Source organism: Rhodobacter flavimaris (genome assembly GCF_021378075.1).
In the GTDB taxonomy this organism is placed as follows: Bacteria; Pseudomonadota; Alphaproteobacteria; order Rhodobacterales; family Rhodobacteraceae; genus Rhodobacter; species Rhodobacter flavimaris.
In genome coordinates this window covers 259,049-272,893 of the sequence record NZ_JAJUOS010000001.1, presented here as the reverse complement: position 1 = coordinate 272,893, position 13,845 = coordinate 259,049, and the positions used below count along the sequence as shown (strand labels likewise).

Sequence of the window (13,845 nt, the reverse complement as noted above, 5' to 3'; positions counted from 1 at the left end):
CCTCATAGGGATTTTTCCCCGTTTAACCCGCGCCCTGCCCCCTGTCCAGCAAGGCAAACAGCAGATCGCCAATAAGCTCGACAGATCCGAAACACCGAACCATTCAACGCGCGCGGAAGAGACTCTGCCGACGCCTAATTTCGCACCCTTCCGAAAAGAAAAGGGCCGAGCCTCGCGGCACGACCCAATTCTTGCAACACGTCGAGAAAATCAGTCTTCGGTCACCGCATCTTCGTCAGTGCTTCCGAAGTCGAGACCATGGCTCGCACGGATCTTGTCCTCGATCTCGTAGGCGATATCGGGATGGTCGCGCAGGAACTGCTTGGCGTTCTCACGCCCCTGACCGATGCGCTCATCGCCATAGGAATACCAGGCACCCGATTTCTCGACCACGCCGGCCTTAACGCCCAGATCGATCAACTCGCCAACCTTGGAAATCCCCTCGCCATACATGATGTCGAACTCGACCTGCCGGAAGGGCGGTGCCACCTTGTTCTTGACGACCTTGACGCGGGTCTGGTTGCCGACCACCTCGTCACGGTCCTTGATCGCGCCGATCCGACGAATATCAAGGCGCACCGAGGCGTAGAACTTGAGCGCATTGCCGCCCGAGGTCGTCTCGGGGTTGCCGAACATCACGCCGATCTTCATGCGGATCTGGTTGATGAAGATCACCATGCAGTTCGAGCGGCCGATCGAGGCGGTCAGCTTGCGCATCGCCTGGCTCATCAGACGCGCCTGAGCACCAACCGTGGCATCGCCCATGTCGCCCTCGATCTCGGCCTTCGGCGTCAGCGCCGCGACCGAGTCGACAACCACCAGGCTCACCGCGCCCGAACGCACCAGCGTATCGACGATCTCCAGCGCCTGCTCGCCCGTGTCGGGCTGCGAGATCAGCAACTCATCCAGATTGACACCCAGCTTGCGCGCATATTGCGGATCAAGCGCGTGCTCAGCGTCGACAAAGGCGCAAACGCCACCCTTCTTCTGCTCTTCCGCAATACAATGCAGGGTCAACGTCGTCTTGCCCGAGCTTTCCGGGCCATAGATCTCGATGATACGGCCCTTCGGCAGACCACCGATCCCAAGCGCGATGTCGAGCCCGAGCGAACCGGTCGAGGTCGCCTCGATCTCCGCCGCGGGGTTGTCGCCCCCAAGCTTCATGATCGAGCCCTTGCCGAACTGCCGCTCGATCTGCGCCAGCGCCGATTCCAGCGCCTTTTGCTTGTCCGCCTTACCCTTGTCGTTCATCTCAAACAGGCCCGCCATTGCTTCGTCCCCTTCTTATCCCACAGCGCTGACTGATCGGCAATCGAACCGAAACCGCGTGATGTTCGCCTCATGTTCTCACCTGTATGAGCACAAAATAAGAACATTTCAACATGATTCTATAAGCCAATCATTCACCATGTTGGTTAATGACCCGTTTACGTCACCCTTACGCAGCACTATTGAGGAGGCAAAACGCGCGCGAGGGAAAATGCTGATTTTTTGGGAGCAACGGCTGGTTTTCCTGGCAACGCCAAAGGCCGGGTCGAGCGCCGTCGAGGCCGCGCTTGAGCCTTTGGCCTCGGTTGTCATGCAGCGGCCCGCAGAGCTCAAGCATATGAGCGCCGTGGATTTTTATCGGCACATCGGCCCCTGCCTCTCTGAACGCGCCGGAGCTGAGTTCACCACGGTGGCACTGATGCGTGAGCCCATCGAGTGGCTGCGCTCATGGTATCGTTTCCGACAGCGCGATGACTACGATGACCCGCAGCACCCGATGAGCGGCCTGAGTTTCGACGCCTTCGCACGCGACTATATTTTTGCGCCTCAGACAGCCCATGCGGCTGTCGGAACACAGTCCGAGATCCTGACGGATGCGAGTGGCAAGCTGCTTGTCGACCAAGTCTTCCGATATGAAGCGATCGACCAGTTCGTGCAGTTCCTGGAAGACCGGCTCGATTGTGCGATCACCCTGCCCCGCGTGAACGTTCCCCCGGCGGCTGATGTCAAGCTCTCGCCAGCAACCGAAGCCGCGTTACGTGTCGCCATGTCGCGCGACATCGAACTCTACCGAGCCATCGGCTGACCGCGTTCACGCGGCCGCCATGCACTTTGCGATCTGGTTCTGAACGGTGGCGGTCAACTCGCTCAGCGAGAACGGCTTGGGCAAGAAGACCGAATTGGGGATCGGCGCGCGTCCCTCGGTAAACACATCCTCGGCATAGCCAGACATGAACACGACGGGCGTGTCGGGTCGGGAGCCGAGCGCCTGTGTCACCCAGCTTGGCCCGTCCATGCCCGGCATGATCACATCGGTTACGAAAACATCGACCTGCAAGTCATTGTTCTCAATAATTTTAAGCGCTTCTTCGCCGCTCTCAGCCTCGAGAACCGAATATCCGCGCAGCTTGAGGGCGCGTGAGGCGAACGCTCGCACCGGCGCTTCGTCCTCGACCAGCAAGACCGTTGCCCCACGTTCGATCGCTGCGACGCTGACCGGCGGTGGCACGTCCCCGACAGCCGCCGCCCCGCACTCAAGCGCCGGAAGGTAAAGGCTGAAGGTCGTGCCCACGCCCGGAACGGAATCGCAAAAGATATAGCCGCCGGTTTGCTTCACGATCCCATATGCCGTCGATAGCCCCAGCCCGGTCCCCTCGCCGGTCCGCTTGGTCGTGTAGAACGGCTCGAACACCTTGGTGAGGTTTTCCGGCGCGATCCCGATCCCCTCGTCGATGACCCGAACAACCACGTAATCACCCTTGGGGACGCAGGCGCGATCGCGAGTGCGTTCCTCGGACAGTTTCAATTTCTCGGTTTCGATCCGGATCTCGCCCCCCCGCGGCATCGCATCGCGTGCGTTGACCACGAGGTTCATGATCACCTGCTCCAGCTGGCGCTTGTCGGCACGGATCGGCGGCAGATCGAGATCGTGCGACACGGTCAGCGTGACCTTCTCACCCACGAGGCGGTTCAACAGATGCGACAGGTCAGAGAGCGTGTCGCGCAGGTCGATCACCTTGGGCTTCAGCGTCTGTTTGCGCGAGAATGCCAGCAGCTGCCCGACCAGAGACGCGGCACGGTTCGCGTTCTGGCTGATCTGGTCGAGGTCCGCGTAATCCGGGTCCCCCTTGTCGTGGCGCAGCATCAGCAGATCGCAATGCCCAGAAATCGCGGTCAGAAGATTATTGAAGTCATGCGCAACGCCACCCGCGAGCTGCCCGATCGCCTGCATCTTTTGGCTCTGAACGAACTGCGCCTCAAGCGTCTTGAGCTGCGTCGCGTCCGAGATCACGCCGACAAGACCCGGCTGTCCATTCTCGACCACCCGGCTAAGCGTGATCTGCAAATACTTCTCCGGTTCGGCGCGGCGCACGCGCATAACCTCGGGGCGTCGCTCGGCGCGCCCGGTCATAGCGTCGCGCACCCAATCCTCGATCGGGCGGCCAAGCCCCTCGAACACGTCGAACAAGCGTACGCTTTCGGCGATTTCCCCGATCAGCGCGCGCGCGGCCAGGTTCGCGGCGGAAATGCGCCCGTCTCCGTCCAGCCGCATCAGCGCGACAGGCAGGCTTTCGAATTCCGTCAGATCGCCGCCCGTTCGTGCCGAAGCGGTCGGGACGAGGTAAATCTCGCGTCGTCCCGCACCAAGATCGACCTCGGCGATCACGCAGCGCAGAGGCCCATTGACGGAGGCGATCACCCGTTCCTCCCCCGCGACCAGCGGCACCTCGGAGATCTGTTCAACCGTCGAGTGCCGCGCACCGATCAGCCGCCGCAGTGGTTGGTTCATGAACAAAACCGTGCCCGCTCGCGACACGGTCATCATAGGCAAGCGCACAACTTCAAGGCCGCGCGCCCCTCCGGCCTCGGCGTATTCCTCGATGCGCCACAGAAGCGTCTCGTCGCCCGCGCAATGCACCGAGATCCGCATCAGCCCCTTGCGGGTCGCTACCTCTTCCTGAGCCGACCCAAGCGCGAAAGCCCTGCCCTGGAGCCGAAGCAGGATCGCGCGCGGTTCGGCAAACAAATCTCCGAGAGCGCTCGAAAGCGTCAGTTTTTCGCGCGGACCGAAGCGTTCCATCGCAGCACGGTTTTGCAATTGCACGGCGCCGCTGCGATCGGTGGCAAAGCTTGCCACCGCGTCATGCGCAACCAGATCCGCCAGTCGCCGCGCCTCCTGCGCCTGCATGTATATGGAGAGCACACGCGCACCGGTGACAAGCAGGGCCAGCGCCAGAAACGCGCCGGAGATCGACAGCATCAGGGTGAGCGTGATGCGGTCGGCGACCCGGAACGCCGCAACGCCGACCACAACACTCATAAGAAGCAGGATCGGCGCGCTTGCAGCCAACGCCTCGGCGGTTTTCAAGAGGGACTGCTGCGGGCGTTCGAACTGCGCCAACGTCTTTCCTTTCAGATTCGCTTTCCCGCATTCGGCAGCAAAACGCTTAACGCCCTGTTAAGGACGCCAAGAATACAACCCAAAGCTGTGCAATCTGTCAATCTGCGCGGCGCAGAACCGAGGCGAAAAAGCCATCCGCCCCATCCAGCGGGGTCAGCGCAAGGCGCGCCTCTTCGGTCCAACCGGTTTGCGCCAGAAACCACTCGACCTGACGCTCGTTTTCATCCGCCAGCAGCGAGCAGGTCATATAGGCCAACGCCCCACCAGGTGCCACGAGCTTGCGTGCCGTCGCCAAGATATCCCTTTGAATCTGTGTCAGTTCCAGCAAGCGATCAGGCGTAAGCGCCCATTTCGCCTCGGGGGTTCGCCGCCAGGTGCCAGAGCCTGAGCACGGTGCATCCACCACCACAAGATCATAGGGACCGCCGGGCTTGCCTGGTTGCCGCAGACCGATCCGCGCGCCAGCCCGCGCGGCCCGGGCGGGAATGTCCCGCATACGCCCGGCGTCGATATCATGGGCGAAAATGGCTGCCTGCGGCGCGCGTGCGGCCAGCGCAAGCGCCTTGCCGCCGCCTCCGGCACAGTAGTCCAACACACGCATTCCGGGAGCGATCGGCAGCACCGAGGCAATCGCCTGCGAGGCAGCATCCTGCAATTCGACCACACCAGACCGGTAGGCACTGCTGTTACCGATCTTGCGCTCACCCTCGACAACCTCCAGCGCCGTGGCGGCAAGCGGATGGCTGCGCGCGACAATCCCGTCCTCGGCCAGCATCGAGATCGCGCTGGCGGAGTCCCCCTTGGCAAGGTTGACGCGCAGGAATACCGGCGCGCGGCTTTGCATGGCGACGACGATTGGCGCTGCCTTCGCGCCCTGGCTTTCCTCAAGCGCCGGACGAAGCCAGGCGGGCCAGTCAAGCCAGGCCTCGCCCGCCGGAACAGTTTGCGCCTCGGCCGGGGTTAATGGCGCGGGGGCGAAACGCTCTCCGGTAAATATCCCATCAAGTTCAATACCTTCAGAACGCGCCAGCCCGATCATCAGGCCGCGTCCGCTAAGCCCGCCCCCAAGATGCGCCAGGGTCCCGCGGCGACGCAGGGCTACGTAAACATGATCGCGGATCGCCGCGCGGTCTCCGGAACCCGCGAACCGATGGGTGCGCGCCCAGTTGGTCAAGACCTGCTCGGCTGGGGAACCTCTCAGCGCCCGATCCAGAATTTCAATGGCGGCCTGAATGCGAGCAGCGGGGGTCATGGCATCTCCTTCGCGGCCCTCGTAACGCCACACGAGTTAACGGTCGAGCGATTCGACGCCATGCGAGCGCCGGGTTGCGAACGTCGCGCCGCCATATTGTCGCCACATTCATCGCGTCACGAGACCGTCATATCGCTGCCACGAGCCCCAAAATCCCCCGAAAAACAGCAACCCATTGAAAACGCCACTTGTTGCCCAAATTCCCGCCATCTTTTGGCCACATGCTTACGGGAAATTTACCAGACGGCACATAGCCACCCTTCTGACCTTAGGCGATTTCATGTTTAGACGCCTCAACATCCGCAGGTTCCTGCACCGTGACGACGGCTCGGCTTCGATTGAGGCCGTCCTGTGGTTGCCGCTGTTTGTCTACATGCTCTGCCTGATTGTCGACGCCTCCATGGTCTTCCACACGCATTCGAGAATTCTGGGCGTGATCCAGGATGTTAACCGTTCCCTCGCGCTCGGTCGGATCACGGACACGTCGGTCGCCGAGAACACCGTCAAATCACGCCTCGTCAATTATGGCTCGTCGGTAAACGTGACCAGCAAGATCGAGGACGGCGTGATCAACACGACCGTCAGTATTCCGTTCCGCAACGTTCAAGTTCTTGGCGTCCTGCCCTCGTCCATTGCTCCAAACCTCACCGTGGCGGCCTTCCAATATAAGGAGATGTAAGCAATGCAGCGGTTCATTGCGCAGCTCAAAAAAGAAGATGGCTCAATCAGTATGCTTTCCATCTTCTGGATGGCGATCTTCGTTGTTGTTGGTGGCCTCGGCCTCGACGTTGCGAACGTCTATCGCGCGCGGACGGTTCTTCAGGAAACAGCGGACAGCGCGGCCCTTGGCGGCCTTTATATGCGCAACACTATGGATGCGCAAAGTGCGACCACTAAAGCACTGACGATTGCGAACAAGAACCTTGGCACGATGGATCCCGGTTCGGTACTCGAAACCGATGTTACCTTTGGCCGCTGGAACGAGGATACCCTCGTCTTCACGCCAGATATCACCTCGCGTAGCGCGGTTCGCGTTTCAGCGGCGCGACTCAAGTCGCGCGGCAATCAGCTTCCGACCTACCTGATGCGCATCATTGGCCGCAGCCATTGGGACGTGGCGACCTACGCCATTGCCGAGACATACCGCCCGAAGTGCCTGACTGAGGGCTGGATCGCCGACGGCCAACTGGACCTGCAATCGAACAACCTGTTCTCGAACGGCTTCTGCCTGCATTCGAACACCGGGATCTCGATCAACCAGAACAACGAATTCGAAAGCGGCACAATCGTGTCGATGCCCAGCCTCGACCTGCTCGACGGTCCGAACTCGATGTTCGAGAAGAACGAAGGCCTGGCCGAGGCGCTGCGTGAGAACTTCTACCAGATCCGCATTCTGTCCCGCATCGACCAGATCATCGCGGATATGTCCAGCGAATCCGCCGCGCGCCTGCCGGACTACATCGTCGAGCCGCAAAAGAAATACCTGATTGGAAGCAACATTCCCACGAGCACCTTCGAAGCTGGCCGTGTCTATGACCTCTATTGCAGCAAGAGCAACGGGGTGAACATCGAGGGCCCGCTGCTTAAGGAAGTCGTCATCATCGCGCATTGCCCGGTGCAATTCAGTTCCGGCGCCGCACTTGAAGACGTGGTCCTGGTCAATACCTCGACGGACAACCAGAGCATCTACTCCCCCTCGAATCTTCGCATCGGCAAACTGGACGGATGCGCAGCGGGCGGGGGAGCCCAGATCGTGACCAAGGGTGGGTTCAAGGTCGCTTCTGGTCTCTCGATGTATGGCGGACAGATCATTGCCAAAGGCGACGTGATCTTTGAGGCCAACGAAAATGGCGTGAATGGTTCTTCGATTATCTCGGGCGGCAACATCGACGCCACGTCGAACTCCTCTGCGGGTTACTGTGGCACTGGCATGGAAGACAACTTCGAGTTGGATTACTTCCGCCTCGTTGAATGACCCTGCCACAGAATAACAAATAAGGCCCCAGCGTCATCGCCGGGGCCTTTCCATTTCAGATCTTCCGCGAAACGACATGCATCGAGCGGGCTTTCTGGACGGCGCATCAACGACTAGTGACGCAACGGGTTACGTCAGCACAAAAGAAAACCCCGGCAGATCGCGCCGGGGTTTTTGAGGCTTGGATTTGATTGCGGATCAGCCGATCCGGTAGTTCGGGCTTTCGCGCGTGATCTGTACGTCGTGCACGTGGCTCTCCTTGAGGCCAGCGCCGGTGATGCGCACGAACTCGCAGCCGCCACGCATCCGCGTGACCGTGCCGTGCCCGGTGTAGCCCATGGCCGCGCGCAGGCCGCCCACCATCTGGTGCAGGACCGCCGCGACAGAACCCTTGTAGGGCACCTGCCCCTCGATCCCTTCGGGCACCAGCTTGTCCGAGGCCGCGTCCTTCTGAAAGTAGCGGTCGGCCGAGCCGCGCGCCATGGCGCCAAGGCTGCCCATGCCGCGGTAGGACTTATACGAACGGCCCTGATACAGGATCACCTCGCCCGGGCTTTCGTCGGTGCCCGCGATGGCCGAGCCGACCATGGCGCAGCTTGCGCCCGCCGCGATGGCCTTGGCGAAATCGCCCGAGAACTTGATGCCACCGTCCGCGATGATCGGCGTATCGCCCGCACCCGAGCAGGCATCCATGATCGCCGTCAGCTGCGGCACGCCCACGCCTGCCACGATCCGCGTGGTGCAGATCGAGCCCGGGCCGATGCCCACCTTGACCGCATCCGCACCCGCACCGATCAGCGCGCGCGTGGCATCGCCCGTAGCGACGTTGCCCGCGACAACCTGCACGGTCGAGCTGAATTTTTTCACGCGCTCAACGGCCTTTGCGACGCCTTCCGAGTGGCCATGCGCCGTGTCGATCACGATCAGATCGCAACCGGCTTCGATCAGCGCGCAGCTACGCTCGTAGCCCGCATCGCCCACGGTCGAAGCAGCGGCGGCGCGCAAGCGGCCCATGTCGTCCTTGCAGGCCAGCGGGTGCAGCACCGACTTCTCGCTGTCCTTCAGCGTCAGCAGGCCGGTCAGCTTGCCCTCGTCATTCACCACGAGGAGCTTCTCGATCCGGCGCGCCTTCATCAGCTGCATTGCTTCCTGACGGTCGGCAGGCTCGCGCAGAATGGCCAGGTTATCGGCGGTCATCATGGCGCGCACCGGCGTGCGGTCATCCGAGGCAAAACGCATGTCGCGGTTGGTCACGATACCGACGACGCGGCCATCCGCATCCACCACCGGGAAGCCCGAGACGTTGAAGCGCTCGACCAGCGCCTTGGCATCGGCCAGGGTCTGCTCGGGCGTGAGGGTGATCGGGTTATAGACGATGCCCGACTCGAAGCGCTTCACGCGGCTGACCTCGGCGGCCTGCTGCTCGACGCTAAGGTTGCGGTGGATCACGCCCATGCCGCCCGCCTGCGCCATGGCGATCGCCATCTTGGCCTCGGTCACGGTATCCATCGCCGAGGACAGAAGCGGGATGTTCAGACGGATCGACTTCGTCACAAAGGTGGAGACATCGGCCTCCGACGGCAGCACCGAAGATGCGGCCGGAACGAGGAGCACGTCGTCGAAGGTGAGCGCCTCACGAATCTGCATGGGAAGCCTCCTTGGCAGGGCACGTTTGGCACGCCCCTGTTTCATGGCTGGCCGCGCTTTGCAAGCCCCTCAGGCGATCGCGGCGTTGGTTTTCACGGCAAGTTGCCCCGCCGCCCAGAGTTTCAGGATCTTGGCCGCGATGGGGATGATCATCAGCGTGGCCGCGATCAGCATGAGCGCGCCGGGCAGCCGCCACACACCGCCAACCGCCAGCCAGCAATTCGCGGTCGCGGCGACCGGGAAGGTGAGCGCCCCCCACATCGGCGAGAAGCCGGACTCGAGCAACCAGCGTGCCTTGACCACCATGATCGCCAGCAGAACCGCTGCGATGATCGCAAAGGCCTGCGCAAGGTTCGCAGCCCCCATGCCTGCCGCCACAGTGCCAAAAAGCGCCGCAGGCGAGAGGTGGATGGCCAGAAGCGGGCGCAGCGGCGCGGGAACGCTTTCACGCTGGAACTGGCGCGCCGAGGCCGCCCAGATCGCCACGCCAGCGACAAGCGCCACGACGAACAGCACCTTGCCAAGCTGCGACAGGCCAAGGCTTTGTGCGACCATCGCGCCGACAATCCAGCCCGTGAAAGTCAGATGCCACACCGGGTTCACGCGGCGCTGCTCGGCCGGGCCTTTCGCGAAGGTCCAGATCACGGCGATATTGAAGAGCAGGTGAACCCCAAGCCCCAGAAGCAGGATTGGGCGCGCCTCGCTTGGCGCCAAGGGGCCGATAGCGGCGGCCAGCAGGTAAAGGCTCAGCACGCCCGCCGCCAGACCGGCGCGGCCCGGCAGGATGCGCAGATCCTCCAGCAGCACGGTCGGGCGGCGCGCGAACTTGACGACATAGGTCAGAACGGCGAACAGCGCCAGCAGGGTGACCGCTCCGATGAACATATCGGCAAGGCCGGTCGGCAGGGCAAACTCGCCCTCGCCCCGGCGCCAGCCAAGCGCCAGGCCCAAAAGCCCCAGAACGGGCGGGAAGATTGCCGGAGGCGTGCGCCGCCAAAGACCTTTCGGTGTCGGGGTGGGTGCCTTGAAAGCCATCGTTCCGTCCTTGTCCGCGAATTGAATACAGCAGGGCTAGCAGCCCCGCACGCGCCGTTGCAAGATAGCTCATGCACGGCTTGGCCGGGAAATGACAGGAGACAATATGGCGCGGCATTCATACGAGACGGGGCGTCTCAACCTGCCCTTCGTCGGCATCGCGACCTTCGGCAAACGCCCCTATGTCGAAGACTGGAGCAAGATCGACGCGGATATCGCCATCCTCGGCGCGCCGTTCGACTTTGGCACCCAGTTCCGGTCCGGGGCCCGGTTCGGGCCGCGCTCGGTGCGCGAGGCCTCGACGCTGTTTTCATTTGGCCACGCGGGCGCCTATGACCATGAAGACGACGCCGTCTATCTGGGCGGCGATGTGCGCATGGTGGACATTGGCGATGCCGACATCGTCCATACCGACACCGAGACGAGCCATGCCAACATCGAGGCCGGGGTGCGCGCGATCCTCAAGGCGGGCGCCCTGCCCGTCGTCATCGGCGGCGATCACTCGATCAACATCCCCTGCATCCGGGCCTTCGACGAGACCTGCGCCAAGGACGGCCCCATTCACATCGTGCAGATCGATGCGCATCTGGATTTCGTCGATGTGCGCCATGGCGTGCGTCACGGACACGGCAACCCGATGCGCCGCGCGGCCGAGAAAGACTTCGTCTCGGGCATCACCGCGCTTGGCATTCGCAATGTCAGCTCGACCACGCAGGAGGGATACGAGGCGGCCCGCGCCATGGGCGACGATATTCTCTCGGTGCGTCAGGTGCGCCGTCTGGGCTCCGAGGGCGTGTTGGCGCGCATCCCCAAGGGCGCACGCATCTATGTTACCATCGACATCGACGGTTTCGATCCCTCGATCGCACCGGGAACCGGAACGCCCTCGCATGGCGGGTTCCTCTACTATGAGGTGCTCGAGATCCTGCAAGGCATCGCGCGCGAGCATGATGTCGTCGGCATCGACCTGGTCGAGGTGGCGCCTGATTACGATCCAACCGGCTCGACCCCGATCCTGGCCGCGCAGGTGCTGCTGAACTTCCTCGGCTTCATCTTTCACGAACGCGCCAAGCGCGCCTGACCGGGTATGACAAGGCAGGTGGCGCCGAGGGCGCGCGCCACCGCTCCCGTCCCCAGCTTGAACCGCATCAGGTCTGCGCCCTCCTCGGAGTTCACGTCGCCCAGATCGAGGCGGCGCACACCCTGCGCCTCTAGCATCTGGGCCGCGCGCCAGAGCAGAAGGTTGTGCGCGTGATGCGCGCGGCCCTCCGGGCCGGTCCAGCCGATGTGATAGCTGGCGATGCTGCCGTGGCGCAGAAAGACCACGCCCGCCACGGCCTGACCCGAAAGCTCGGCCCGCAGCGCAAGCACCGACCCCGGCGCCTGTTGCCCCCACGCGGCCACAAAGTCACCGCCGAGCCCGTCATATCCCCGCGCGCGGCGCTGTGCGGCCTCCGCCTCGATCAACCAGCCCGGTGAGGGGTCGGGTCTTACCTCCACCCCCGAGCGTTCCGCCACCACAAGCCGGTTGCGCCACTTCCCCGCAAGCCGCGCCCGCAAGTCTTGTGTCGGAAGGGCGATATCCCAGATCGCGTGGTACCGCGGGGTGACAGGAGGAATGATCCCCCAACCTGTGCCTGCCTCCTCGGGCGTCGCGATCAGCGCCCCTCGCGTCGCGCGCCCAAGCGCGCGCAGCACTGGCTTGACCGACACTCCCGGAGCAAGAACCGGGCCGCGATTGAGCAACCACAGCCCCGCGCGCCCGACCATCTGCGCCATGCCGATACGCTGCGCCCCCAGAAACAGTTCGCACCGCTGCACCCGGCGCCCATTCCTGGCGGCGATCTCTCCATAGACCCAGTGCTGCTGCAACGCCCCGCCGCCCATAGCGTCGATCGCGCGCGCCCAAGCCTCCGACCCCATAGTCGTATCCACAACCGCAATTTTTTCCATAACCGCGTTAAGCCATGATTCACCTAACACGCGCTTAATGCCCTAAACGAACCTGGAGAGAGCATGGCCCGGAAATGCGCACATCCCATACCCCGCCCCCGTCATACGATCTGGGTTCCGGCGCTGCTCTCGGCAGCCCTTTCACTGCTCTGGCTGGCAGGTCTGGGAATCACGTCAATGATCCATTAAGCCGCGCCCCGCGCGGAAGCGTGACACTTGCGCCACGTGACGTCGGGGCACCCTTTGGCATCGAATGGTGCGACGCCACGTCACTGCCCCGGCCGCTTTTATTCACGTTAACGTCACGCTTGCTTCGCCAAAAAAATAAGAAGCGAACACGTAGGGAAGAGGAAAAAATGGGACGTGTTTTACGAACGGCCAGCGCGATGGTTTTGTGCGCCAGCGCGGTCAATGCAGGGGGGATCGAAAGATCCGCACAATCCGTGGCACTTCTCTTTGAAGAGGGCAACTACGTCGAATTCAACATGGGTCGCGCGTCTCCCGATGTTTCGGGGACGCAGATGTTTCCGGTCCCGGACGCCTCCAACTCAGGCGACATGGCGGTTGACTACAACACCTACAGCCTCGGCCTGAAGCTCCGGGTCAACGACAAGCTCGACTTCGCGTTGATCATGGACGAACCGATCGGTGCGGACGTCGCCTATCCGATCGCAAGCGGATATCCGTACCAAGGCTCCGTAGCCGATCTGAACTCGATCGCTACCACGGCGCTTTTGCGCTACAAGCTTCCCAACAATTTCAGCGTGATCGGTGGCATCCGCGCGCTGACGACCAGCGGCACTGTGCAGTTGTTCAATGGCTATGGGTTGAGCACCTCAAAGGAAACGGACCTTGGTTATGTTCTCGGCTTCGCCTGGGAAAAGCCCGAGATCGCGGCGCGCGTCGCGCTTACGTATAACTCTGCGATTACGCATAAGTTCGACGCCGACGAAGTCGCGAGCGGTTACAGCTTTGACACCGTTTTCGAAACCGAAATCCCGCAGTCGCTGCTTCTTGAGGGTCAGACCGGCGTAGCCAAGGACACGCTGGTGTTCGGCTCGGTTCGCTGGGTTGACTGGAGCGCCTTCGACATCTCGCCCGCAATTTATACCAACGCGCCGGAGAACTACTTTAATGATGCGCTGGTCTCCTACGAGGATGATACCATCACCTATACTCTAGGGGTTGGGCGCCGCTTCAACGAGAACTGGTCGGGCGCAGTCTTCGTCAGCCATGAGGCTGGCACCGGTGGATATGCCGGTAACCTTGGCCCGACCGATGGCGCGACCGCGCTTGGCCTCGCCGCCACCTACACGCGTGACAACCTCAAGATCACGGGCGGCGTGCGCTATGTCATGATCGGTGACGCCAAGACCGAGGTTCCCTCGGCGTTCCTTGGAGGCGAGTGCGCGAATGAAGACTGCGGAACCTTCTCAGAATTCGAGGACAACACCGCCTTCGCTTTTGGTCTGCGCGTCGGCTACTCGTTCTAAGGCTGGAGCCCTGCGAATCCCAAACACCCCGCCATCGCGCGGGGTGTTTCTTTTTCGCAGGTTTCGGGTGGCGAAAACGTGCGGCCATCAGTAGCGTCGC

Annotated in this window: 11 protein-coding genes; 5 read left to right on the top strand and 6 right to left on the bottom strand. The window is 62.4% G+C overall.

The features are described from left to right. Positions 1–210: 210 nt before the first annotated feature. On the bottom strand, positions 211–1,269 hold the full coding sequence (gene recA, locus LZA78_RS01380) for a recombinase RecA (protein WP_306798949.1): 1,059 nt from the start codon (positions 1,267–1,269) through the stop codon (positions 211–213). Positions 1,270–1,480: 211 nt separating this feature from the next. On the opposite strand from recA, the gene LZA78_RS01375 reads away from it, so the two are divergent. Continuing rightward, positions 1,481–2,074, top strand: a complete 594-nt coding sequence (locus LZA78_RS01375) for a sulfotransferase family protein (RefSeq protein ID WP_233675420.1) — start codon at positions 1,481–1,483, stop codon at positions 2,072–2,074. A gap of 6 nt (positions 2,075–2,080) precedes the next feature. Here the strand turns inward: LZA78_RS01375 and LZA78_RS01370 are convergent, their stop codons facing one another. Then, the gene (locus tag LZA78_RS01370) at positions 2,081–4,309 is read right to left on the bottom strand and encodes a two-component system sensor histidine kinase NtrB (RefSeq protein ID WP_233675419.1); all 2,229 of its coding nucleotides are present in this window, start codon (positions 4,307–4,309) and stop codon (positions 2,081–2,083) included. Between the two features lie 178 nt (positions 4,310–4,487). Next, the gene (locus LZA78_RS01365; protein ID WP_233675160.1) at positions 4,488–5,642 is read right to left on the bottom strand and encodes an RsmB/NOP family class I SAM-dependent RNA methyltransferase; all 1,155 of its coding nucleotides are present in this window, start codon (positions 5,640–5,642) and stop codon (positions 4,488–4,490) included. 280 nt (positions 5,643–5,922) lie between these two features. On the opposite strand from LZA78_RS01365, the gene LZA78_RS01360 reads away from it, so the two are divergent. Beyond that, complete coding sequence (locus tag LZA78_RS01360) at positions 5,923–6,321, top strand: TadE/TadG family type IV pilus assembly protein (protein ID WP_233675159.1); 399 nt, start codon at positions 5,923–5,925, stop codon at positions 6,319–6,321. Positions 6,322–6,372: 51 nt separating this feature from the next. Beyond that, positions 6,373–7,617, top strand: a complete 1,245-nt coding sequence (locus LZA78_RS01355; protein WP_233675158.1) for a pilus assembly protein TadG-related protein — start codon at positions 6,373–6,375, stop codon at positions 7,615–7,617. Between the two features lie 198 nt (positions 7,618–7,815). On the opposite strand, the gene guaB is transcribed toward LZA78_RS01355, so the two are convergent. Both guaB and LZA78_RS01345 read right to left on the bottom strand, forming a co-directional pair. Beyond that, positions 7,816–9,264 (bottom strand): IMP dehydrogenase, encoded by a 1,449-nt coding sequence (gene guaB / locus LZA78_RS01350; RefSeq protein ID WP_233675157.1) that lies wholly within the window; start codon positions 9,262–9,264, stop codon positions 7,816–7,818. A 69-nt stretch (positions 9,265–9,333) separates the two neighbouring features. After that, positions 9,334–10,299: a TDT family transporter gene (locus tag LZA78_RS01345; protein ID WP_233675156.1), complete on the bottom strand. Its 966-nt coding sequence runs from the start codon at positions 10,297–10,299 to the stop codon at positions 9,334–9,336. 106 nt (positions 10,300–10,405) lie between these two features. On the opposite strand from LZA78_RS01345, the gene speB reads away from it, so the two are divergent. Further along, the gene (speB, locus tag LZA78_RS01340; protein WP_233675155.1) at positions 10,406–11,380 is read left to right on the top strand and encodes an agmatinase; all 975 of its coding nucleotides are present in this window, start codon (positions 10,406–10,408) and stop codon (positions 11,378–11,380) included. Here the strand turns inward: speB and LZA78_RS01335 are convergent. Next, complete coding sequence (locus LZA78_RS01335; RefSeq protein WP_233675154.1) at positions 11,356–12,252, bottom strand: GNAT family N-acetyltransferase; 897 nt, start codon at positions 12,250–12,252, stop codon at positions 11,356–11,358. The two genes, speB and LZA78_RS01335, sit on opposite strands and share 25 nt — an antisense overlap. 443 nt (positions 12,253–12,695) lie before the next feature. On the opposite strand from LZA78_RS01335, the gene LZA78_RS01330 reads away from it, so the two are divergent. Beyond that, positions 12,696–13,745, top strand: a complete 1,050-nt coding sequence (locus tag LZA78_RS01330; RefSeq protein ID WP_368861004.1) for an outer membrane protein transport protein — start codon at positions 12,696–12,698, stop codon at positions 13,743–13,745. Positions 13,746–13,845: the final 100 nt, after the last annotated feature.